This window comes from Methylorubrum sp. SL192, from assembly GCF_026672325.1.
GTDB lineage: Bacteria > Pseudomonadota > Alphaproteobacteria > Rhizobiales > Beijerinckiaceae > Methylobacterium > Methylobacterium extorquens.
Genome location: NZ_JAPPQV010000003.1, coordinates 3,659,598 through 3,682,995 on the forward strand (window position 1 = coordinate 3,659,598; position 23,398 = coordinate 3,682,995).

The following is a 23,398-nucleotide window of genomic DNA, read 5'->3' on the forward strand; positions in this document are numbered from 1 at the left end:
CAACCGTCCAACCGTCACGGTGGGGGGTCATGAGGCGCCCAGTGCCGCCTTCTCCGGTTGTGAGGCGGTGTCCTCCTCCAAGAAACTTGATCCGCCAACCCGGCGCAGCGCCTTGCGGCGGCGCCAGGGGCGCCACGCGTCGGCGGGGCTCACCGGGTCGCCGAGATGGAAAGCCTCGACGAGGCGGGCCACCGGGCCGCGGCGGGAGGGGACGAGGGGGCAGACCCGCGAGCACGGCATCAAGCGGGGATCGTCGAGCACCGCGCGCAGGGAGCCGCGCGCCGCGAAGGCTTGCCCGAACACGTCGGGCGGGCAGCCGCCGTGATGGGAGAGCAGCCGGACGAGCAGCCGCTGCAAAGCCGCGCGGGCCTCGGCGTCGTCGGCCGGCACTTCCACGGCGAGGTCGCACTCGGTGTCGTAGCCGAGGGAGCGGTTGTTGAGGTTGGTCGAGCCGATCCGTAGCAGGCGCTCGTCGATGATCGCGACCTTGGCGTGGACCAGGATCGGCCGGCCCTTCTCCGTGTGCGGCGCCACGATCCGCAGCCGGTCGAACCGGTCCGCGCGGCGCAAAGCCCGGATCAGGCCACGGCGGGCGCTGTCCATGGTCAGGCGGTCGAAGCCGCTCGGGCTGCGCTCGGACAGCACGATCACGATCTCCGGCCCGTCGGGTTCGGCGAGGCGCTCGGCCAGCGCCTCCGCGACGACCGGCGAGGTGAGATACTGGTTCTCCAGATAGATGAAGCGCTCCGCCGCGCGGATCGAGGCGCGATAGAGCGCGGCGCTCTCCGTCACCGCCGGGCGCCCAGCCAGCGGGGGATCGGTGCGGGCGAGCCCCACCGTCACGTCGGTCAGGTGCGGCGCGAGGGTTTCGGGCCAAGGATCCAAGTCCGAGTCCCCGTCCGGATCACCGTCAGCGGACGGAAGGCTCTCGCCGGTGGCGCGGCGCCAGCGCTCGCGGGCCAGATCCGCCAGCGCCCGCGCGGCGTCACGATCGACCAGCATCATCACGTCGTGACGCGGCGGGTAGTCCTCGCCGGAGGGCAGGCGGCGGCGGGGGTCGCGATCGCGGTGGGCGGGGGTGTCCCAGCGGTTCACCTCGAAGTCGCTGCCGCCGCTGAACGCGATCGCATCGTCGATCACGAGGATCTTCTGATGCTGGCAGGCGCCGAGGGGCAGCGTGCCGTCGATGCGGAAGTCGATCTCGGGCCCGAGGCTCTCCCGCACGCTGTCGGGGGTGTGGTCGTTGCCCGCTGAGATCGGCCAGGGCATGTCCCAGATCAGGATGCGGATGGCGAGTTCCGGCCGCGCGGCCTTCAGGCGCCGCAGCAGTTCCGCCAGGGTCTCGCCCGCATCGGGGGAATCCCCCGGCAGCAGGCGCGCGCGCGGATCGAAGCTCCAGCCGATCAGGGTGATGGATGTGCGCGCCTTCAGCAGCGCCGCATGGGCGGCGGCGAAATAGGCCGCGCCGTCATGCAGCACCGCGACGCGCCCCGCTCGCTCCTGTCGCCAGCAGGTGAGCCCGGGCCGCAGCCAGCTCTCGGACGATCCTTGACCCACCCCGCGTTCCATCCTCATGCGCGCACCGAGCCGCCGCGCCGCGACGGCAGGCTCATCCCCTGTTCGAGCGGAACGCTCATCCTGCCCCGGCCTTTCCCAGCTTGAGTTTGCCGGCTTCAAGCTTGGCCCGCACCCGGCGCCGGGTGAGTTCCACCGCGGCGACGGTGGCGAGGAGGCCGAGGCCGAGGGTGATCCAGTGGGTCGGCTCGTCGCTGCCGGCATGGCGGCCGATGACGCCGAGATAGACGCACACCACCGTGCCCGGCAGCATGCCGATCACCGTGGAGACCAGATAGGCGGAGGTGCGGACATCCGTGACCCCGAAGACGTAGTTCTGGGCGTTGAACGGCACGAAGGGGCTGAGCCGCATCAGGGTCATGAGCCGCCAGCCGCCGTCGCCGACCGCCTCTACGGTGGCGTTCAGCGCCGGCCGGCGCTCGATCAGTCCCCGCACCCGCTCGCGGAACAGGTGGCGGGCGGCCACGAAGGCGAGCCAGGAGCCGAGCGTTGCCGAGAACAGCACCACCGGCATCACCGCCCAGCCGAAGGCGACGGCCCCGGCGATGGTGAGTGGGGTGCCCGGTACGACGAGAAGGGTCGCCAGGAAGAACAGCACGCCGAAGGCGAGGAGGCCGTAGGGACCGAGGCCGTTCGCCCAGTCCGAAAAGGCGCGCAGCCAGTCCTCGACGGGCAGGAGGTACCATGCTCCGACCGCCAGCGCGGCGGCGCCGGCCGTGGCTGCCCAGGTCTGGGCCGAGCGGCTGGGTTTATCCATTCGGTGGCTCGAAAGGGGGGAACGGTGCGCCTGTCGCACGCGTCCCCAAACCGTTGGCCGGCGCAACTGTTCCGCCAAGCTCGGCCGTTATCGCGCGCGGTTCGATGGGCGCCTACGCGGCGCGGCGTCGGTCCCGACCGCTTTGCCGTCACCAGTCGCGGTCGAGCCGCACCGCGATCCGGCTCGGGCGCGCGCCGGCGAGCGTCCGTTCGAGGGAGGTGAGCGCTTGGCGGGCCTTGTTCAGGCGGGGGCTCCGCCAGCGGCGCTCGTAGCCTCGCGGCGCGATCACCGCCTCGCCGAGGCGGTCACCCGCGAAGACCAGACGGTCCACCGCCCGCCGGATCGTCGGCGTCTCCTGGGTCAGGACGCAGAGGTCGGAGAGATAGTTGCGCAGGGCGTGCAACTCGTTGCGGCCCCCGCCCTCCCCTGCCAGCGCGACGAGCGTCCGCTCCATGGCAACGATGAGATCCGCCAGCGGCTCGGGTACGCCACGGGAGACTCCGTCGCCATCCCGGCGATCACGTCCGTCCCGCTCAGGCCCGTGCAGGGCGACTCCCATCCTGGCTCCCAGCTTCATCCGGCGCGGCAAGGGCTGCCGCGAATCGCGATGGTGATTGGTGTACGAAGGGTTAACAACCTCAACTGTTAAATCGATACAGGTCCAGGAAAAAATGTGAAAAATAGTTTCAACGGTTCCGGGCGCGTCGCCTCACCCGGCGTCATGGCCGGATGCCGCGCGTCATCACCCCGTCAGACCGACAAAGGGCGGTCCGTCAGCGACGCGGCATCCTGCGAGACCCCCTGAGGGCGTAGATGAGGGCCGCGGCGGTCATCAGCGCGAGGGCGTACCATGTCAGCGCGTAGACGAGATGGTTGTTGTGGAAAGCCACCACCGTGAGGCCGCCGACCGGCAGGCCGCCGGGATTGGGCGCGGCGTCGGCATCCACGAAATAGGGCGCGACCTGATTTGGCGTGCCGTCGATCCCGCGGGCGGCGGCGATGGCCGCGACGTCGCGGGAGTACCAGCGGTCGGCCGCCGGATCGTTGTGGCGCAGGAAGGCGCCGCCGGGCTCGGTCAGGCGCAGCAGGCCCGTGACCGTCACGTCCCCGTCCGGCTCACCCGCAGCACGGGCCGTGCGCTCGCGGGCCTCCGTCGGCACGAAGCCGCGGTTGACGAGGACGGTGAAACCGCGGTGGGTCACGAGCGGCACCAGCACCCAGAAACCAGCGCCGCGGGCGGTCACCGCCTGGACCAGCGTGGCGCGATCATAGGCGAAGCGGCCGGTGAGTTGGACCCGCCGGTACTCGGCGGAGGCGGCCGTGAGACCGGCCCATTCCTCCGGGCCCGGTGCGAGCGCGGGCTCGGCGCGGATGCGGGCCTCGACTCGGTCGATCAGGTCGAGCTTCCAGACCCGGCGCTCGACTTGCCACGTGCCGAGGCCGAGGAAGACGCCCGTCACCACAAGGCCCGCCAGGATCAGCGCGAGCCGGACGAGCAATGGGCGCCGCCGACCCGTTGCCGGGGCGGCGGGCGCCGGAGCGTCGGGTTTGCGGGACGCGTCAGGGAGCGTGACGCATCTCCTCGGGCGAGATCGGCATCATGTTGGTGTTGAGGTGGTGCATGACCCAGATCGACCCGCACAGGGTGATGACCACGAGAGTGATCGTGAAAATCAGCGCCATGAAGGTCCAGCCGCCCTCCGACTTCGTGTTCATGTGCAGGAAGTAGATCATGTGAACCACGATCTGCACCGCGCCCAGACCGAGGATGACGACGCCGGTGATGAGCTTGTCGCCCAGCACGTCGCCCATCACCAGCCAGAACGGGATCGCCGTCAGGATGACGGAGAGCACGAAGCCCGTGACGTAGTCTTTGAAAGAGCCGTGGCCGTGGGCATCCTGCCCATGGCCGTGATCGTCGGCGTGCGCTGCCCCGCTCATTGCAGGACTCCCATCAGGTACACGAAGGTGAAGACGCCGATCCAGATGACGTCGAGGAAGTGCCAGAACATCGACAGGCACATCAGCCGGCGCTTGTTCTCCACAACGAGGCCCTTGAGCCGGGTCTGGATCATCAGCGTGACGAGCCAGATCAGGCCGAAGGTGACGTGCAGGCCGTGGGTTCCGACCAGGGTGAAGAACGCGGACAGGAAGCCGCTGCGCTGGGGCGTGGCGCCTTCGTGGATCAGGTGAGCGAACTCGTAGAGTTCGAGCCCGACGAAGGCCGCGCCGAACAGGCCGGTGATCGCAAGCCAGAGCTGGGTCTTGGCGAGGTCGTCCTTCTCCATCGCCAGCATGGCGAAGCCGTAGGTGATGGAGGAGAACAGCAGCATCGACGTGTTCACCGCCACGATCGGCAGGTCGAACAGGTCCTTGGGCGAGGGCCCGGCCGCGTAGCTGCGGCCGAGCACGGCGTAGGTGGCGAACAGGACTGCGAAGATGAGGCAGTCGCTCATCAGGTAGATCCAGAAGCCGAGCATCGTGCCCCCTTCCGGGTGATGCTCGCCCTCGAGATCGAGGAAGTCCGGCACGTCGGCGCCGGACATCCGGTCGCCGACGAGGGTGTGGGTCGCGTGCGTTGCCATGATGCTGCTCAGACCCGCGCCGCGAGCGCTTCGGTCCGCTGCTGCTCGGTCCGGCGGACCGTCTCAGCGGGGATGTAGAAGTCGCGGTTGTAGTTGAAGGTATGGGCGATCGTGATCGCCAGCATCGCCACGAAGGTGAGCGCTGCGAGCCACCAGATGTACCAGATCATCGCGAACGAGAAGACGATGCTGACCACGCCCAGGATCACGCCGGTGGCGGTGTTCTTGGGCATGTGGATCGGCTTGTAGCCCGAGAGCGGACGCTGGAAGCCGCGGGCCTTCATGTCCCACCACGCGTCGAGGCTGTGCACCACGGGCGTGAAGGCGAAGTTGTAGTCCGGCGGCGGCGAGGAGGTCGCCCATTCGAGGGTCCGGCCTTCCCACGGATCGCCGGTCACGTCGCGCAGCGCCTCGCGGTTTTTGATCGAGACCGCGAACTGGACGATCATCGCACCGATGCCCAGCGCGATCAGACCCGCGCCGATGGCGGCGATCACGAACCAGATCTGCAGCGACGGGTCGTCGAAATGCTGGGCACGGCGGGTCACGCCCATGAGCCCCAGCACGTAGAGCGGCATGAAGGCGACGTAGAAGCCGATGGTCCAGAACCAGAAGCTGACCTTGCCCCAGAACTCGTCGAGCCGGAAGCCGAAGGCCTTCGGGAACCAGTAGTTCACGCCGGCGAACATGCCGAACAGCACGCCGCCGATGATCACGTTGTGGAAGTGCGCGATCAGGAACAGCGAGTTGTGCAGCACGAAGTCGGCCGGAGGCACGGCGAGCAGCACGCCGGTCATGCCACCGATGGTGAAGGTGACCATGAAGCTGACGGTCCACAGCATCGGCACATCGAAGCGGATGCGGCCGCGGTACATCGTGAACAGCCAGTTGAAGATCTTCGCGCCCGTCGGGATCGAGATGATCATCGTCGTCAGGCCGAAGAACGAGTTCACGCTCGCGCCCGAACCCATCGTGAAGAAGTGGTGCAGCCACACGAGGTAGGACAGGATCGTGATGACGACGGTCGCGTAGACCATCGAGGTGTAGCCGAACAGGCGCTTGCCGCTGAAGGCCGAGGTGACCTCCGAGAACACGCCGAAGGCCGGCAGGATGAGGATGTAGACCTCCGGATGACCCCAGATCCAGATGAGGTTGAAGTACATCATCGGGTTGCCGCCGAGGTCGTTCGTGAAGAAGTGCGTGCCGACGTAGCGGTCGAGGCTCAGCAGCGCGAGAACGGCGGCGAGGATCGGGAAGGCAGCCACGATGAGCACGTTCGTGCACAGCGAGGTCCAGGTGAAGATCGGCAGCTTCATCATCGACATGCCGGGCGCGCGCATCTTCACGATGGTCGCGACCAGGTTGATGCCGGACAGCGTCGTGCCGATGCCCGCGATCTGCAGGCCCCAGATGTAGTAATCGACGCCGACCCCCGGACTCATGTCCGCGCCCGAGAGCGGCGGGTAGGCGAGCCAGCCGGTGCGGGCGAACTCACCGACGAACAGCGAGATCATGATCGTGGCCGCGCCGGACACCGTCATCCAGAACGAGAAGTTGTTCAGGAACGGGAAGGCGACGTCGCGTGCGCCGATCTGCAGCGGCACGACGTAGTTCATCAGGCCGGTGACGAACGGCATCGCCACGAAGAAGATCATGATCACGCCGTGGGCGGTGAAGATCTGGTCGTAGTGGTGCGGCGGCAGGAAGCCCTCGTTGGAGCCAAACGCGATCGCCTGCTGCGAGCGCATCAGCAACGCGTCGGCAAAGCCGCGCAGCAGCATCACGAGCGCCAGGACGACGTACATGATGCCGATCTTCTTGTGGTCGACCGAGGTCAACCAGTCGCGCCAGAGCGGACCCCAGAAGCGGAAATAGGTGATGGCGGCGATCACCGCGATCCCGGCCACGGCGACGCCTGCGAAGGTCACTTGCAGGATCGGTTCGTGGAACGGGATGTCCTCCAAGGAGAGGCGCCCGAACAGCAGGTGCTGCAGGTCCGTGTTTGCGAACATGGGTTGAAACTCGTCCGTAAATCCTGAGGCGGCGACGGATCAGTTGTTGGTCTGGTCGGGAGCGGAGTGGCCTTGGCCGCTCCCCTCGTGGTTCTTATCGCCGTCGGGCGACTCGCTCTTGGGCGCGCGGTGCGAGGCCGGGGTCGTCGCCCCCGGGGCTTCGTCGCCGCGCTGCACATGGCGGTTGTCGTACTGGAGCCGCTCGGCGTTCTCTTGGCTTTCCTTGCCGGCGCCGCCCTTGGCGTCGATGGTCATCATCTCGTGCATGCACATCTTGCCGGGCACGGCGCACATGCCGAGGATTTTGCTGAAGAGTCCGTCGGCGAACGAGGCGTAGTAGGTGACGGGAACGCGCTCGCTCGGGCGCTCGAGTTCGAGATAGGCATCACGGCTCAATTCCGAACCCTGCTGCTTCACTTTGGCAATCCACTGGTCGAAGCCGTCGCCGTCGAGCCCGTGGAACTTGAACGTCATGCGCGAGAAGCCGGTGCCGCTGTAGTGCGACGACAGCCCGTCATAGGCGCCCGGCTTGTTGATCACGGCGTGAAGCTGCGTCTGCATGCCGGGCATCGCGTAGATCATGCCGGCGAGCGCGGGGATGTAGAAGGCGTTCATCACCGAGGAGGCGGTGATCTTGAAGGTGATCGGCCGGTTCACCGGCGCAGCCAGCTCGTTGACCGTCGCGACGTTGTATTCGGGGTAGAAGAACAGCCACTTCCAATCGAGGGCGACGACCTCCACCTCCAGCGGCTTCACCTCCGCCGCGACCGGCTTGCCGGGCTCGATGCGCGAGAGCGGCCGGAACGGGTCGAGGGTGTGGGTGCTGATCCAGGTCAGCGCGCCGAGCGCGATGATGATCATCAGCGGCGCGGTCCAGATCACCACTTCGAGCCCGGTCGAGTGGTCCCAGTCGGGGTCGTGGCGGGCCGCCGTGTTCGACGCGCGGTAGCGCCACGCGAACAGCAGGGTCAGCACGATCACCGGGATGATGATGAGCAGCATCAGCCCCGTCGAGGCGAGGACGAGGTTGCGCTGCTGCATGGCGATGTCGCCGGAGGGCTGCATCACCACGAGGTTGCAGCCGGCGAGCAGGCCGAACAGCGGCAGGAGGACGAGACCCCGCAGGATCCGGCCCGCGGAGCCGGCCCCGGCACGGGCTCTCATTGAACGGTCGGCGGTCATGGCCACGAATCTTCGTTCCATCGCAAGGGCCGCGCGGGTGACTTCCCGCGTGGCGGCGGTTCGTTTCTCTCCGGAGAGGCCGAGCCGACGGTGTCGGCTCGGCCTCTCCGGGACCTTGTTGTGACACGCTTTCTGGCGCCGGACCGGCATCCAGGGTTCGGCGGAAAGCGCTCCCGGTCCCGCGGCGAGATGAGTCTCCGCCCGCGGGGCAAAACTCACATCTGGCGCATCTCGGACCGGTCGAGGGAGAGCGCGAGCAGCGTCGCCAGCGCGCCTGACAGCAGGTAGACGCCGACCATCGCGAGCCCGTACTCGGTGGAGAGGTACAGCACCACGAGGGGAGCGAAGCCCGCGCCGAACAGCCAGGCGAGGTCGGAGGTGAGCGCCGCGCCGGTGTAGCGGTAGCGCCCGCCCAGCCGCGAGGTCACGGCACCGGCGGTCTGGCCGTAGGACAGGCCGAGCAGCATGAAGCCGATATTGACGTAGATCGTCTGGCCGATGGCGTTCTCGCCGAAGATCAGCGGCGCCAGGATGCTGCCGCAGGCGAACACGGCGATCAGCCCGGCGCTGATGAGCAGCACGTTGCGCCGCCCGATCTGGTCGGCGATCAGGCCCGAGGCGGCGATCGCGCCGGCGCAAACCATGGCGCCGGAGAACTGCACCATCAGGAAGTCGCCGGCGGAGCGCTCGCTCGACAGGGCGAGCCACGCGATCGGGAAGATCGTGACGAGGTGGAACAGGGCGAAGCTCGCCAGCGGCACGAAGGCGCCGATCCACACGTCGAGGGCGTGGTGGCGGGCGAGATCGACGACGCTGACGGGCTCGAGCCGACCCTTGTCGAGAAGCCGGGTGAATTCGGGGGTGGCCACGAGCCGGAGCCGCGCGAACAGGGCCACGACGTTGATGGTGAAGGCGCAGAAGAACGGGAAGCGCCAGCCCCAGTCGGTGAAATCCTCAGGGGTCAGGTTGACGGAGAAGAACGCGAACAGCGCGCTCGCCACCATGAAGCCGAACGGTGCGCCGAGCTGCGGGATCATCGCGTACCAGCCGCGGCGCTCCCGCGGCGCGTTGAGGGCGAGCAGCGAGGCCATGCCGTCCCAGGCGCCGCCGAGCGCGAAGCCCTGCGCGACCCGCAGCACCGCGAGCAGCTCGATGGCGACGATGCCGATCGAGTTGTAGCTCGGCAGGAAGCTGATCGCCGCGGTCGAGCCGCCGAGCAGGAACAGGGCGAGGGTGAGCTTCACCCCGCGTCCGTGCCGCTTGTGGACCCACATGAAGAAGACCGACCCGAGCGGGCGGGCGATGAAGGCCAGCGCGAAGATGGCGAACGAGTAGAGCGTGCCCGTGAGGGGGGCGGCGAAGGGGAAGAACACCTTCGGGAACACCAGCACCGAGGCGATGCCGAACACGAAGAAGTCGAAATATTCCGACGCCCGCCCGATCACCACGCCGAGCGCGATGTCGTTGGGGCTGACGTCGTGGTGGCTCATGGCCACTTGCGCGTCGCGCTCGAGCGGGTGGGAATTGGCCGTGGCGTGGTCGGTGGTCATCGCGGGCAGCCGGCTCGCCTGAAGGTGATCGGAGCCGCCGCCTTGGCGCGGCGTTCGGGACGTGCCTAGCGGATGGCTTGACATCCGCAAAGGGGTTTTGGCGACGCGTGTTGCCGCACAGGACGGCTATGCAGCGAAAGCAGAGGTCATGCGCTCAAGCGCAAAAATCTCAGCTCGAAACGCGTGAGATGCATAATACAACTGGTTTCATCTGTGCGTGATCGTCTCGAATCCGCCGGCTGCCGCGGGATGCCACTGGCACCGGGCGAGGATCGCCCGCGCCGGCCCGGCCTCAATGGCTGGGCGCTGCCGCGTCGCGCGAGGGCGGCCTGATCCTGTACCAGCCGACATAGAGTGCGGGCAGGAACAGCAGCGTCAGGGCGGTCGCGGCCAGGATGCCGCCGATCATCGCGTAGGCCATCGGGCCCCAGAACACCTCGCGGGCGATCGGGACCAGGCCGAGGCTCGCCGCCGCCGCCGTGAGCAGGATCGGCCGCATGCGGTGGCGGGTCGCCTCGACCACCGCGTCCCAGGGCGCCATCCCCTCGGCCTCGCATTCCTCGATCTGGCTGACCAGGATCACGGCGTTGCGCACGATGATACCGATCAACGCCAGAATGCCGAGGATGGCGACGAAGCCCATCGGCTTGTCGAACAGCAGCAGCGCCGGGACCACGCCGATCAAGCCGAGCGGCGCGACGGAAAAGACCAGGAAGAGCTTCTGGAAGCTCTGGAGCTGGATCATCAGGAACACCGCCATGGCCAGCAGCATCACCGGCACGACGGCGGCGATCGGGCCCTGGCCCTTGCCCGCCTCCTCGACCGCGCCGCCGACCGCCAGCGTGTAGCCCTCCGGCAGCGCCTTCATGTAGGCGTCGATGGCCGGCTGGAGCGCGGCGACGACGGTGGGGGGCTGGGTCGCGTCGTTGATGGTGGCGCGCACGGTGAGCGTCGGCACCCGGTCGCGGCGCCAGACGATCGGCTGCTCCAGGTCGTAATCGATCTTGGCGAAGGCCAGGATCGGCACGACCGAGCCGTTGGAGAGCGCGACCTGAAGGCTCTGGAGCGTGTCGAGCGAGGTGCGCTCCACGGTGCGCGCCCGGCCGACCACGTTCACGAGGTAGATCGAATCGCGCACCTGCGTGATCGCTTGGCCGCCGACGACGGCGTTGAGAATACCGGCGATGTCCTGGCTGGTGACGCCGAGCTGGCGCGCCTTGTCCTGCAGGATCTCGACGCGCAGCACCTTGCCGGGCTCGTTCCAATCGAAGGTCGGCACGGCGAGCCGCTTGTCGGTCGCCACCACGTCGGCGAGCTTGAGCCCGAGCCGGCGCACCTCCTGCACGTCGGGGCCGGAGAGACGGTACTGGATCGGGCGCCCCACCGGCGGGCCGAGGCTGAGGGGCTGCACCAGGACGTCGGTGCCGACGAAGTCGTGCCGGCCGAATTTCTGCAGCCGCTCCATGACCGTGTCGCGCACCTCCAGCGACTTCGTGACGATCACGATCTGCCCGAAGAAGGCGTTGGCGAGCTGCTGGTCCAGCGGCAGGTAGAAGCGCACCGCGCCCTGGCCGACATAGGAGCTCCAGCGCTCGATGTCGGGATCGGCCTTCAGCCGGGCTTCGAAGCGGTCCATCTGCGCTCGCGTCTCGGCGATGGTGGCGTTCTGCGGCAGGGTCAGGTCGACGAGAAGCTCGGAGCGGTCGGAGGACGGGAAGAACTGCTGCTGCACGTGGCCCATCCCGACCACCGCCAGCCCCATCAGGGCGACGCAGGCGATCACGGTGATCCAGCGCAGCCGCATCGCGACCCGAAGCACCGCCATGAAGATGCGGGTGAACAGGCCCTGCCGCTCGGCATGGTGCTTCATGGTCTTGGGCAGGATGGTCACGCCGAGCAGCGGCGCGAACAGCACCGCGACCACCCAGGAGACCAGCAGCGAGGCGGCGATCACCACGAACAGCGAGTAGGTGTACTCGCCCGCCGAGGAGCCGTTGAAGCCGATCGGCAGGAAGCCCGCCACCGTCACCAGCGTGCCGGTGAGCATCGGAAAGGCGGTGGAGGTGTAGGCGAAGGTCGCCGCCTTCTTCAGGTTGTCGCCGAGTTCGAGGCGGGCCACCATCATCTCGACCGTGATCATCGCGTCGTCCACGAGCAGGCCGAGCGCGATGATGAGGGCCCCCAGCGAGATGCGCTGGAGCGTGACGCCCATGATCTGCATGACGACGAAAACGATGGCGAGCACGAGCGGGATCGAGATCGCGACCACGAGCCCGGCGCGCAGGCCCAGGCTGACGAAGCTTACGACCAGCACGATGACGACGGCCTCGACCAGCGCCTTGGTGAAGCCGCCGACCGCCTCCTCGACGATCTTGGGCTGGTCGGAGACGAGGTGGATGCCGACGCCGATGGGCAGCTTGCCCTCGACGTGGTGCATGCGCTCCTTCAGATCCTCGCCGAACTTGAGCAGGTTGGCGTTGGGGCGCATGGCGATGGCCAGCCCGATCGCCGGCTTGCCGTCGACGCGGAACAGGGCGGCCGGCGGGTCCTCGTAGCCGCGGGAGATCTCGGCCACGTCCGCGAGGCGGAAGAAGCGGTCGTTGAAGCGCAGGTTGACGTTGCGCAGCGACTCCTCGGAGGAGAACTGGCCGCTCACCCGCAGACTCACCCGCTCCGGCCCCGCCTGGACCACGCCGGAGGCGGCCACCGCGTTCTGCGATTGCAGCGCCTTGATCAAGGCCTGGAGATCGATGCCGTAGCCCGCGAGCTTGCGGGTCGAGAAGTCGAGATAGATCGTCTCGCCCTGCACCCCCATGAGCAGGGTCTTGCCGATATTGGGCACCTTGAGGATCTCGGTGCGCACGCCCTCGACGTAGTCGCGCAGCTGCCGGTGGGTCAGGCCGTCGGCGGTGAAGGCGTAGACGTTGCCGTAGACGTCGCCGAACTCGTCGTTGAACGACGGGCCCTGCACGCCCTGCGGGAAGGTGTGCTGGATGTCGCCCAGGCGCTTGCGCACCTGATAGAAGGCGGGCTGGATCTCCTCCTTCTTCGTCGTGTCGCGGAACTGCACGAACACCGTCGCCTGCCCCGGCGTGGTGTAGCTGCGCACGTAATCCAGCGCGTTGATCTGCTGGAGTTCCTTTTCGATCCGGTCGGTGACCTGATCGAGCGTGTCCTTGATCGTGGCGCCGGGCCAGCTCGCCTGCACCACCATGGTCTTGATGGCGAAGGGCGGGTCCTCCTCCCGGCCGAGGCGCGAATAGGCCATCACGCCCGCCACGAGGCAGACGAGCATCAGGAACCAGACCAGCGAACGGTGGCCGAGCGCCCAATCGGAAAGGTTGAAGTCCTTCACGCGCGGAAACCTTTGCAGAATGTCTTGCCGGATGTCTTGCCGGGCCGAATCCCTTGCCGGGTTCCGGCTCAGTTCCGGTCGTCGGCCAGCCGGACGGTCTGGCCGTCGCGCAGGGAATGGGCGCCCGCGACCACGACCCGCTCGCCGGGTTTCAGCCCCGTGCGCACGGCGATGCGCCCGTTTCCGTCCGGCCCGTCCCCGTCGAGGGTCACGTCGCGGCGCTCGACGTGCCGGTCGCCCGGCTCATCCCCCTGCGCGGCCTCTTGCCCACCCGCATTCTCGTCTCCGCGCTTGTCGGCCGCCGGCACGATCCAGACCGAGCGGCGGCCCTCGGCGTCGAGGAGCGCGGTGGCCGGCAGGACGAAGCGGCGCTCGATGCGGCGCTCCAGCGCGACGGTAATGGTGGCGCCGAGCCGGAAGGCGGGGCCGGGCTCTTCCAGGGTCAGGCGGACGCGGCGGGTGCGGGTGCCGGCTTCGGCGAAGGGGGCGACCTCGCGCACCCGGCCGCGGGCGGTGATCTCCGGCGCGCTCTGGAGCACCACCGTGAACAGCCCGTCCTTGGGCATGGCGCCGGCCGGCGTCTCGGGGATGTCGACCACGGCCTCGCGGGTCTCGGGCCGGGCCAGCGTCACGATCCCCTGCCCCGGGCTCACGACCTGCCCGATCTCGGCGAGCCGCTGGGTGACGACGCCGTCGAAATCGGCACGCAGCTCGGTGTAACCGATCTGGTCGCGGGCCTTCTGCAGGCTGGCCCCGGCCTGGGCGAGGCGGGCCTGGGCGGTGTCGCGCCGGGCCACCGCCGCGTCGAGCTGGGCCTGGGTGACGTTGCCGCCCTCCATCAGGCGCCGCGTGCGCGCCTCGGTCGCCGTCGCGTTCTCGGCCTGGGCCTTGGCATCGGACAGTTCCGCCTCGGCGCGGCTGAGGTCGAACCGCGAGACGATCGGGTCGAGGGCTGCGAGGCGCTGGCCCTTCTTCACGACGTCGCCGACGGTGACGTCGCGGGCCACCACCCGTCCGCCGATCTGGAAACCGAGCTGCGACTGGTAGCGCGGCTCGACCGTGCCGGCGAAGGGGCCGAAGATCACGCTGTCGGTGGGCTGTGCCAGGGTGGTCAGAACCGGCCGCACGGGCGGCGGTGCGGGCGCCTCCTGCGACGGCTGGCAGGCGGTGAGCGGAGCGGCGCCGGCAACCACGGCGCAGACAAGGAGCGCGTGCCTCATCGTCCGCCCTCCCCCGCGGCGGATTTCGTCGGTTCCGGCGCGGCGTTCTGTGCCGCCAGCGCGACGTGCTGGCCGGGGCGGAGGAACTGGATGCCGGCGACCACGACCGTTTCTCCGGACCTGACGCCGCCCTTCAGGACGATGTTGTCGAAGCCGTAGCGGTCGATCTCGACGCCGCGGATCGAGACCGTGCCCGCGGCGGAATCGTAGATCCACACCGCCGGCCGGTTGTCGAAGCGGTAGAGCGCCGACCAGGGCAGCACCACGGCCTCGCGCGAGGCGAAGTGGCCCCGGCCGATCACCACGGCGCCGAGCGACATCGCGGGCGGGGTCGCTTCCAAGCCGACCTTGACGCGGACCGTGCCGCTCGCCGCGTCCACGGTCGGCGAGATTTCGCGCACGTGACCCGTCGCCGCCGCCGCGGGATCGGACTGGAGCGTGACATGGATCGTCTTGTCGCCGGGCGGGTGGGCCGTCAGCGCCTCGTAGACGTTGAACACCGCGTCGCGCGGGCCGTCCTGGGCCAGCACCATCACGGCTTGGCCCGCCTGCACAACCTGCCCGACCTCGAAGGTGCGACTCAGGACGATGCCGGATACGCCCGCGCGCAGCTCGGTATAAGAGAGCTGTTCCTCGGCGGTGCCGAGCGCCGCCTTGGCCGAATCGACCGCGGCTTGGGAGGTGCGCAGCTGCTGCTCGGCGTTGTCGTAGGACGGGCGCGTGGTGTAGCCGCCGTTGATGAGCTGCTTCTGGCGCTCGAAGGTCACCTTGGCCTGGGTCAGCTGCGCCTCCGCCGAGACCAGGGCGGCGCGGGCGTTGTCGAGATTCGCCCGCTGCGTCAGCGGCTCCAGCACCGCGAGCACCTGATCGGCGGTGACGTGATCGCCGACCTCGACACGGCGTTCGGCGACCTTGCCGTTGGTGCGGAAGGCGACGTTGGTCTGGGCCTGGGCCTGGATGTCGCCGGTGAGCACCACATCCGAGGTGACGGGGCCCTCCGTCGCCGTCACGACCCGCACCAGCGCGACGGACGGGTCTTCCGCCTCCGGGAGGGCGGAAGTCGCCGGCGCATCCGCAGGAAAGGCCGCCGTCACGAGGAGGGCCGACAGGGCGGCCGTGAGGGCGGTGGCGGTGAGAAGGGGGCGGAGCCGTGGGGACATCGGCCGAGTTTCCGGACGGCGGGGACGGGGCATACGGCCGATTCGTGAGAGGACGGCTTTCGCGGCGCAGGCTTATCGCCTATCTTACCGACCGTCCAGACGGTTTTTAAGCGAGCTGGCTTGGGGGACGCCCCTGGTTTCTCCCGAAACATCAGCGACAACAGTGATTTAGTGTGGCACGCTGAATGGCGCGTGCAGGGGCGGGGATCGGGGGCGATCATGTCGCAGAAGACGCGCAGCCGGCGCGACGACCGTGCCGAAGTGATTCTCGACGCGGCGGGCGCGGTCCTGCGCCGGGGCGGCGCGCGTGCGCTGACCATCGACGCCGTGGCGACGGAGGCGGGCCTGAGCAAGGGCGGCGTGCTGCACCATTACGCCTCGAAGGACGCGCTGATCCTCGCCCTCGTCGGCCGCAAGCTGGAGGAGCTGCGCACCGGCATCGCCGCCTGCGAGGCCGAGCGGGGCCCGGGGGCGACGGGGCTCGCGCTCGGCATGATCGAGCATCTGCGCCGCAGCTATTGCGAGGAGGACGAGTTCAGCCGCGCCCTTCTGCTCGCCTCCGCCGAGAATCCGGATGCCCTCGCCGGCTACCGGGTGTTCGTGGCCGAGCGGCTCGCCCGGTTCGAGGCTGCGGAGGGGCCGGCCGGTGTCGGGGCCGCCCTGTTCTTCGCGCTGCTCGGCGTCGTGATGGGCCGCACCCTCGGCTTCCACGATCTGAGCGCCGCGCAGATCGAACCGCTTCTGGGCGCGCTGGAACGCGCGGCGCAGGAACTGGGCTGAGCAGGCTCGGTGAGAAGGGGCCGGGCTTGTCGCGGGCCGTTCGGCTGCCGAGGCGGTGCAACGCTTGCAATGAAACGGGCAGCTTTGGCCGGTCGGCCCTGCTACGAGAAAAAGCTCTGACAATATGCAAGAGAGCGCCCGCCCCGGTCATGCGGAGCGGTAGAATCTCGACGATCAATGATCCGTCGGGTGCCTTCCGTCGATGGCCGGATGTCGGTTGTCCGCGTCGTGCCGCATGAAACGCACGAGGTGATCGGGTGCGCCGCTCATGGGATGGTTTCAACTCCTACGCAAACGAAACGCCGGTTTTCGATAAGACTCACATCAGTGATGGTGGCCGCTCCGACGACAAGCGCCTGTTCTCGGTCTCGAGCCAGCCTTGCCCGAGCGCGAAGCGGACGATGCTGGCGCGGGACCGGAGGCCGAGCTTCTTGCAGCCGCGGATCTTGTAGGTGTCGACCGAGGCCGCCGAGATCGACATGGCGAGACTGACCTCTTTCATGGTCATGCCGAGGGCGATGAGCCGGAGCACCTCGCGCTCCCGTGCGGTGAGGCCGCCCTCCTGGCCGGGATGCGGAGCGGGCGGGCCGGCTTCCGTACGGTCGGGCGGCGCTGGCGGCGCCCGCATTTCGGCATCGACGTACTGGCCGCCCAAGACGACCGCTTCGATGGCCTCCAGCAGGCTGGTGCCGGCGGAACGCTTCAGGACATAGCCCTGGGCCCCCGCGGTCAGCGCCTCGTCGACGAAGGCGAGGTCTTCGTTGACCGTCAGGAAGACGATGTGCACCGCGGAGCCCACTTCCCGGAGCGCACGCGCCACCGCGAGGCCGCTCATGCCGGTCATGGTGATATCCATGATGACGACGTCGGGCTTGGTCCTGAGGACCAGATCCAGGGCGTGCCGGCCGTCGCTCGCCTCTCCGACGACCTCGATGCCGGCCGTCTCGCCGAGCAGGCCGCGGACCCCGCTTCTGAAGATTGGGTGATCGTCGATCAGGGCGACCCTGACCCGTTCTTTCGCCATTCGCATCTCATCCCCCTGTCAGCGGCAATCGCGCCAGAATCGTCGTCCCGCCGCCGGGAGGCGATTCGATCATGAGCGTTCCTCCGAGCAGGGTCAGCCGCTCGCGCATGCCCGCGAGCCCGAAGCCGCCGCCCGCCCGCCGCGCCTCGTGCGCCTGCTCGCAGGCGAGTCCGGGCCCGTCGTCCTCGATCGCCAGGGTGACGCCCGTACTGGCGTATTGCAGGGTCACGGAGACGTGGCGCGCCCCCGGCGCGTGCTTGACGACGTTGGTGAGGGCTTCCTGCACCAGCCGAAAGATCGTCACCTCGATCTCCGGCGTGAGGCGGACCGTGGTTCCCGAAAGCTGGAAGTCGATGGGGATCGCGCTTTGGTCGGACCATTCGCGCACGAGGCCGCCCAGGGCGAGGATGAGGCCGAGTTCGGTCAGGGTGACCGGGCGCAGCTCGCGAACGACCTGCCGCAGGCTGGCCGAGATCGCATCGACCTGCTTCAACATCGCCTCGACTTGCGTCGGCGAGGGCGCGCGCCGCAGGCGCTCGAGCTGAAGCTTCAGCCATGCGAGCTGCTGGCCGGCCTCGTCGTGGAGTTCCCGGGCCAGACGCTCCCGCTCGGCTTGATGCGCCCGGTAGAGTTGGGCGAGGACCGCGTCCCGGTCGCGTTCGGCGCGCAGACGCGCCTGCGCGCTGCTGCGCAAATCGGCCAGTAGGAGGTCACGCTCGCGCAGCAGCGCCTGCTGGCTGCGCTGATGGCGCTCGCGCGCGGCGAGTTCGCGCCGCAGCATCGCCGCCTCGGTCGCCTGAAGATTGAACCGCATCTCCGGCGTCGGCAGGAGCCGCAGGAGAACCAGGGGGTCGATCCCCTCCCGGTTCAGGCGGAAGCCGTGGCAGCGGTAACGGCGTATCCCGCTTCCCCGCTTGATCGCGATCACGCCGGGAAGCGGCGTCCGCGTCGCTCTGGCTCGGGCCAGAAACACCGTCGAGATTTTGCCTGTGAGCGCGTGTTTGTCGGCCGGCGAGGTCTCGCTGTTGCGTGAGGTATGACCGCTCAGATGGCTCCGGGAGGGATCCTCCCGCATCAGCAGCAGGCGGGCGGGATCGTTGGCGTAGGCGATGCTGCCCGAGCGGGCGACGACCAGGACGGGGGCATCGACCGCATCGAGGACGCGCGCCGCGTCCGCGGTCAGCGGGCCTGAGCCGGCCGCCGTCGCCACGCTCTGATCCATCGACGAGGCCCCCCCGGACACGTCACCGCCTCCGTGCGGCCACGCGTGTTGTTCCGTGGAGCCGGCGAGGGCGCGATAAGCGTGTCGAGAACGTTCGGCATCGACGCTCGTACATCAGCCGCGTGATCGAGCCGCCATCACCCGCCACGATTACTGACATCGACGGAGTCCCCCCACTACCCACCGTTGCCATGGTGGCATGATCCATCCGGGTTATGATCGAAACACCGGATTAGTTCTGCCCAGGCGACCGTAAGGTTGTACGATATGACTCTGCTGCGGCGCGGTATATAACAAAAGTGTTTTGCTGATACCTCATTGTTGATAGCCCGAAAGGCGTATTCAGTTCATAATTGATAGCGCGTCGCGGATTTTCTGGAATGAGCTCCTGATCGAATCGACGATTCAAAATAATATTTGCCAATATCGGGTAGTCTCTTGAGAGAAACTTGCCGATTGCGGTTCGCATGTTAAGCATTGGGCGAGGCAGAGCTCTTCTGCGAGGCAGGAAAGTCTGTCAATTTGTCTATAATTCGGGATTTCGTTTTAATTTGACGTTTTCCTGAGTGCGGTGCGATCGAAAGCTGTGATTTTCAGAGCATAAAAACAGATCGGCGCGCTCGAAGTGAATTTATAGCAGATATATTCATTTTACTCGCGATGACCGGCAATCTAAGGAGTTAACGCTCAGTTATGTTGCGGATCATCATCGCAGATGACCAAAGAAATTTCCGCATCGTCTTGCGGCGAACTCTGGAATTGAATCTGAGTGGAATCGTCGTCGTCGATGTTTCGAATTCATCAGAATTGATTAACAGTCTCCGGTCACCGCTGAAGACGGACCTCGTGATCGTCGGATCGCGCCTCCTTCCGGCTGGGGATCCGACCTATCTCGGAGCCCTGAAGCGCGCGGCCGGCACCGCACGCCTCCTGCTCGTCGTCCCCCATGCCTCGGCCGACCTGTTCCAGGATGCCCTGAGCCTCGGCTTCCACGGATTGATCGTTCGGCGCCAGCGCCACGAGGAAATGCTCGAGGCGGTCCGAACCACGCTCGATGGCCGGCTCTACGCACCCACCACCATCCTGGCCGTGAAGCCGCCGGATGCCGGGTCGGGGCTGCGGCAACCGGAGCGCAGCGTGCGAACGTTCGGGTTGACCCTGCGCCAACGTGAAGTTCTGGCGCTGATCGGCAAGGGGTTATCCAATCGAGAGATCGCGATCGCACTGAGTATCGCCGAGGCGACCGTGAAAATTCACGTTTCAGCCGTGATCCGAATGCTCGGCGTCAGAAATCGAACCGAGGCTGCGCTGCTCGCGCCGACCATTCTCAAGGGAAAAGCCTAGTACGAACTGGATACGCCTTGTTGAGATGTCCAAGTTTTTTCTGACATGACAGGACACCTCCCATTCGGTCTAGTTAATTTGTGCCTAACCATTCTGCGACGCACAATATGTGCGTTTGAACGGCCTGAACAGAATCTGGCGGTCAGAGTGATCCGGCGCGGGAGGTTTTCAGGAGATCAGGGGAGTAGCTCCGATGGAACACATCGATACGCTCATCGTCAGTGACAACCGCATGGTCCGGGAAAGCCTGATCGCGCTTCTTTCCGGCACCCGCTTCATGGTGCGGCAGGTCGCGGCCAGCCCGGCGCTTCACCTGTCCGACCTCAAGGCGGCGCATTTGGCGCTCGTCGTCATCGATGAGGAGGCCGCGGGCATCGTCGGGCAGGTCGCCGAGGCGCTGCCCGAGGTCAAGATCGTGGCGCTCGCGCTGCGCGATACCGAAGGGCTGATGCTGCGCAGCCTTCAACTCGGCGCTTCGGCCTATCTGACCGAGGATGTCTCTCCGGCCGACCTGCTCAAGACTCTCGAGGTGGTGATCGCCGATTGCGCGGTGCTGCCGGTGAGCTTCCTCGGGCGTTTGTGCCTGGCCTTCGACCCGGTGCGCGCACCCGGTCCGGTCGCCGCCCTGACCGGGCTGCAGCGGGCGGATGGCACCTCGCTCTCCAGCCTGTCGAGCCGCGAGGTCAACATCCTCGAAGGGTTGGCTTTGGGGGAGTCCAACAAGGTCATCGCCCGCAACCTCGATATCGCGGAGGCGACCGTCAAGGTTCACGTCAAGGCGATCCTGCGCAAGGTCCGAGTGAAGAATCGGACGCAGGCGGCGGTCTGGGCGATGAACAAGGGCATCGTCACCAACGGCTGTGCCCCCGCCGAGCGGTTCGGCGGCCTCGTAGCGCCCCTCCCCCTCGTCGCCGGCCGTGACAGCTTCTCCAGCGCGCTCGCGGCTGTGGCCTGACGATCATGCGGCGCCGTGAGGGCCCGGCGCCGCCCCTGCCCGAACGCGCGTGGTCCCGCACGCGATCGCAAGCCGAAAGACGAGGAAGCCGGCCATGAAGGTGTCCGTGGTCACCCCGACGCTGAACGGCGTCGAATACTTACGCGAATGTATTGAATCCTCGCGGGCCAGCGCCCGCAACGGCATCGAGGTCGAGCACGTGATCGTCGATGCGGGCAGCACCGATGGTACCGTCGAACTGGCGCAAAGCCTCGGCGCCACGGTGCTGCAGGGCAAGGATCGCGGCATCTTCGACGCGATCAACAAGGGCTCCTTCGCTGCGTCGGGCGAACTGCTCGGCTTCCTGGGCGCCGACGACGTGCTGCTCGAAGGCGGCCTGGAGGCCGTGGTCGAGGCCTACAAGGGCAGCCATCGGCGCTGGGTCGTCGGCGGGATCCGCTGGATCGACGGGCGCGGCCGGGGTCTGGGCGGGTTGGCCGCCCCGCCCAACTGGATGACGCCGCGCATGCTCGTGTGCCTCGGCTGGAACCCGGTCATGCACATGGCGACCTACATCGGGCGGGATTTCTACGCCGAGCTCGGCGGGTTCAACTACGCGTTCAGGGATTGCGGCGACTACGAGATGTTCTGCCGTGCCCTGGCGCAGGAGCCCTATGCCCGCGTCGCTAGGCCGGTCGCCTGCTTCCGCCGCACCGGGCAGAACAACAGCGCCAACCTCGCCCACAAGGCCCGGGCGCTGGGCGAAGTCGCCCAGGTGAAGGGGGTGCACGGGCCGTCTTCCCGCGCGGAAGAGCTATTCTGGCGCTACGCGCTGAAGGGTTACTTCAACGCCCGCAATCCGGACTGGCTCGTCAGCAAACAGCTCGATCTCGGCCGCAGCCGGCTGAAGCTTCAGCCCCATGCCCACTTCTGATGTCCGAGGCGAAGCCCTCGCGATCCCGTCGCGATGACGGAGGGTGCCGGCTCGGACATCGCGCCGGCGTCATGAGGCGGAGGCCGCTCCGTTCGAGCGGATCCGGTGGCACGGTCCCGGCGCGGGGCGGGCGCCGCTATGCCGACCCCGAAACCGCCAGGGAGTCGCCATGGAGACGCTGATCGACCGCGCCCGCCACGTGGCGTCGGATGGACTCCCGGGCCCTCCGCGGATTCTCGAATTCGGGCTGATGCCGCTCGTGACGGCCGCCTTCCCCGAGCGCACGACCTTCCTCGACACGCGGCTGCGCTGGGCCGACGTGCGGACCCGCGCGCCGCGTTCCGGCAGCTTGCCGCTGCGGCTGCTGAAGCTGGCGCGGCGGGTGGCCGGGATCGGCCGGGCCTGCCTCGCCCAGGACTACGACATCGTCGTCGCCCGGTGTGTCGGTCCGGTCAACAGCGCCGGGCACGCCTACCCCGTCCATGCGGCCCTGAGCCTGATCGGGCTCGCCTTCCGCGGCCTCGTCCTGTTCGCCGCCCGCGGCCCCCGCGTCAGGCTCGCGGTCCTCGACGTGACCGACCATCTCACGATCCACCCGCGCGACCGCGCCTTCCTCCGGCGGTGCGACCTGTTCTTCAAGCGCGAGTTGGCCGCCAATCCGTGGAACACCCTCGAAACGGTGCTGCCCCGCGGCGCCTGCGCCGGCCATGCGCGCCAGGATCCCGCCTGCCTGGCGCTCCGGGCCAAGCTGCGCCCCTTCGCCCTCGGGATCGAGGCGACGGCGCTGAAAACCCCGATCCCGGCCTCCGCGCGCAGCTACGATCTGTTCTACGCCGGCTCGGCGCAGGGCATCGCCTTCCGCGAGACCGTCAGCGGCGTCCTGCCGCGATTGGCAGCCCGCGGCTGGCGTATCCACGCGCCGACGCATCGCCTGAGCCCGGAAGCCTTCGCCGAGGCGATCACCCGGAGCCGGTTCTGCCTGTCACCGGGCGGCGTCGGCTGGGATTGCTACCGGCACTACGAGGTCGCGTCGCTGGGCAGCGTGCCGATTTTCGATACCCGCCCGCTGACCGGCATCGAACCCTTCCTGCACGGCCGCGAGGGGTTCTATCTCGACCCGCAGGAGGATCTGGAACGCGCCCTCGACCAGCTGCTGCGCACGGACGACGCGGGGGTCGACCGGATGACGTCGGCCGCTCAGGCTCTGGTCGAACGGGTCTACACCTTCGACGCGCTGGCCCGCTACGTGATCGCCGAGACACTGGCGCTAGGCCCGTCCCCTCGAACGGCGTCGCCGCCGAGCGAGGCGCTCGTCGCGGCGAAGGCCGGTCACCGGCAGCCCTCCCTGAACTGAACGGGTGGCTTCCGAGCGCGCGGACACCGCCACCCGCCCCGCCCGAGACCCGGCAGCCTCCAGCACCGTGGCTGCTGAGCCTCACTCACACGATCACGCGTGCAGCCATGTTGACGCGACGCCCATCACAGCCTATCTGACGCCAGCACCGAGCGCGGGATGGCGGCCAACGCGATCCCACCTGCTTCCGGCCTCCCTCGACGGGGCCGGTGACGGCTTCGGTGGGGGATAGTTTAACGGTAGAACCGCGGACTCTGACTCCGCTAGTCCTGGTTCGAATCCAGGTCCCCCAGCCACTTAAACTCCTAAGCCATTCAGTTCGTTGAGCTTCTCGCGCAGCCGCCCTGCGGAGTGAGCCGGTTGCTACAATCCGCTGCTACAAAGTCCGTTCGAGGAACGGCGAAGGAGCG

General features: G+C 67.9%; 19 protein-coding genes and 1 tRNA gene. 6 read left to right on the plus strand and 14 right to left on the minus strand.

Features of this window, described 5'->3' with window-relative positions:
• Positions 1-27: 27 nt before the first annotated feature.
• From OVA30_RS17970 to OVA30_RS18025, 12 genes are all read right to left on the minus strand, one after another.
• Positions 28-1,575: a phospholipase D-like domain-containing protein gene (locus OVA30_RS17970; protein WP_326493620.1), complete on the minus strand. Its 1,548-nt coding sequence runs from the start codon at positions 1,573-1,575 to the stop codon at positions 28-30.
• A gap of 58 nt (positions 1,576-1,633) precedes the next feature.
• Positions 1,634-2,332 carry a TVP38/TMEM64 family protein gene (locus OVA30_RS17975; RefSeq protein ID WP_268176255.1) on the minus strand — a complete coding sequence of 233 codons (699 nt, stop codon included), beginning with the start codon at positions 2,330-2,332 and terminating at the stop codon, positions 1,634-1,636.
• Between the two features lie 148 nt (positions 2,333-2,480).
• Complete coding sequence (locus tag OVA30_RS17980) at positions 2,481-2,891, minus strand: hypothetical protein (RefSeq protein WP_012255437.1); 411 nt, start codon at positions 2,889-2,891, stop codon at positions 2,481-2,483.
• A gap of 214 nt (positions 2,892-3,105) precedes the next feature.
• Positions 3,106-3,831, minus strand: coding sequence for an SURF1 family protein (locus tag OVA30_RS17985; protein ID WP_268176256.1), 726 nt, complete (start codon positions 3,829-3,831; stop codon positions 3,106-3,108).
• A gap of 61 nt (positions 3,832-3,892) precedes the next feature.
• Positions 3,893-4,273 carry a cytochrome o ubiquinol oxidase subunit IV gene (gene cyoD / locus OVA30_RS17990; protein ID WP_003600111.1) on the minus strand — a complete coding sequence of 127 codons (381 nt, stop codon included), beginning with the start codon at positions 4,271-4,273 and terminating at the stop codon, positions 3,893-3,895.
• Positions 4,270-4,878 (minus strand): cytochrome o ubiquinol oxidase subunit III, encoded by a 609-nt coding sequence (cyoC, locus tag OVA30_RS17995; RefSeq protein ID WP_373691184.1) that lies wholly within the window; start codon positions 4,876-4,878, stop codon positions 4,270-4,272. Before cyoC ends, cyoD begins: the two co-directional genes overlap by 4 nt.
• A gap of 47 nt (positions 4,879-4,925) precedes the next feature.
• The gene (gene cyoB, locus OVA30_RS18000; protein ID WP_003600114.1) at positions 4,926-6,929 is read right to left on the minus strand and encodes a cytochrome o ubiquinol oxidase subunit I; all 2,004 of its coding nucleotides are present in this window, start codon (positions 6,927-6,929) and stop codon (positions 4,926-4,928) included.
• Between the two features lie 39 nt (positions 6,930-6,968).
• The gene (gene cyoA / locus OVA30_RS18005) at positions 6,969-8,093 is read right to left on the minus strand and encodes a ubiquinol oxidase subunit II (RefSeq protein WP_268176257.1); all 1,125 of its coding nucleotides are present in this window, start codon (positions 8,091-8,093) and stop codon (positions 6,969-6,971) included.
• 233 nt (positions 8,094-8,326) lie between these two features.
• Positions 8,327-9,661 (minus strand): MFS transporter, encoded by a 1,335-nt coding sequence (locus tag OVA30_RS18010; protein ID WP_015952477.1) that lies wholly within the window; start codon positions 9,659-9,661, stop codon positions 8,327-8,329.
• Positions 9,662-9,953: 292 nt separating this feature from the next.
• Positions 9,954-13,016: an efflux RND transporter permease subunit gene (locus OVA30_RS18015; protein ID WP_076642024.1), complete on the minus strand. Its 3,063-nt coding sequence runs from the start codon at positions 13,014-13,016 to the stop codon at positions 9,954-9,956.
• Positions 13,017-13,084: 68 nt separating this feature from the next.
• Complete coding sequence (locus tag OVA30_RS18020; RefSeq protein WP_268176258.1) at positions 13,085-14,236, minus strand: efflux RND transporter periplasmic adaptor subunit; 1,152 nt, start codon at positions 14,234-14,236, stop codon at positions 13,085-13,087.
• Positions 14,233-15,396, minus strand: a complete 1,164-nt coding sequence (locus tag OVA30_RS18025) for an efflux RND transporter periplasmic adaptor subunit (protein ID WP_268176259.1) — start codon at positions 15,394-15,396, stop codon at positions 14,233-14,235. Before OVA30_RS18025 ends, OVA30_RS18020 begins: the two co-directional genes overlap by 4 nt.
• 219 nt (positions 15,397-15,615) lie before the next feature.
• Here OVA30_RS18025 and OVA30_RS18030 point away from each other — a divergent pair, with 219 nt between their 5' ends.
• Entirely contained in the window at positions 15,616-16,176 is a 561-nt protein-coding gene (locus OVA30_RS18030; RefSeq protein ID WP_056502457.1) for a TetR/AcrR family transcriptional regulator, read from the plus strand.
• 319 nt (positions 16,177-16,495) lie between these two features.
• On the opposite strand, the gene OVA30_RS18035 is transcribed toward OVA30_RS18030, so the two are convergent.
• Positions 16,496-17,200, minus strand: a complete 705-nt coding sequence (locus tag OVA30_RS18035; protein WP_015824421.1) for a response regulator — start codon at positions 17,198-17,200, stop codon at positions 16,496-16,498.
• A 7-nt stretch (positions 17,201-17,207) separates the two neighbouring features.
• Positions 17,208-18,422, minus strand: a complete 1,215-nt coding sequence (locus tag OVA30_RS18040) for a sensor histidine kinase (RefSeq protein ID WP_326493637.1) — start codon at positions 18,420-18,422, stop codon at positions 17,208-17,210.
• 693 nt (positions 18,423-19,115) lie between these two features.
• Here OVA30_RS18040 and OVA30_RS18045 point away from each other — a divergent pair.
• The 5 genes from OVA30_RS18045 (at position 19,116) to OVA30_RS18065 (ending at position 23,284) form a co-directional block, all read left to right on the plus strand.
• Complete coding sequence (locus tag OVA30_RS18045; protein WP_268176261.1) at positions 19,116-19,766, plus strand: response regulator transcription factor; 651 nt, start codon at positions 19,116-19,118, stop codon at positions 19,764-19,766.
• 193 nt (positions 19,767-19,959) lie between these two features.
• Positions 19,960-20,721 carry a LuxR C-terminal-related transcriptional regulator gene (locus OVA30_RS18050; RefSeq protein WP_003600126.1) on the plus strand — a complete coding sequence of 254 codons (762 nt, stop codon included), beginning with the start codon at positions 19,960-19,962 and terminating at the stop codon, positions 20,719-20,721.
• 94 nt (positions 20,722-20,815) lie between these two features.
• Positions 20,816-21,634: a glycosyltransferase family 2 protein gene (locus tag OVA30_RS18055; protein ID WP_268176262.1), complete on the plus strand. Its 819-nt coding sequence runs from the start codon at positions 20,816-20,818 to the stop codon at positions 21,632-21,634.
• Positions 21,635-21,803: 169 nt separating this feature from the next.
• A complete protein-coding gene (locus tag OVA30_RS18060; protein WP_012255447.1) occupies positions 21,804-22,988 on the plus strand; it encodes a hypothetical protein in 1,185 nt (394 codons plus the stop codon).
• Positions 22,989-23,210: 222 nt separating this feature from the next.
• Positions 23,211-23,284 (plus strand) — tRNA-Gln (locus tag OVA30_RS18065).
• The last annotated feature ends 114 nt before the right edge of the window (positions 23,285-23,398 follow it).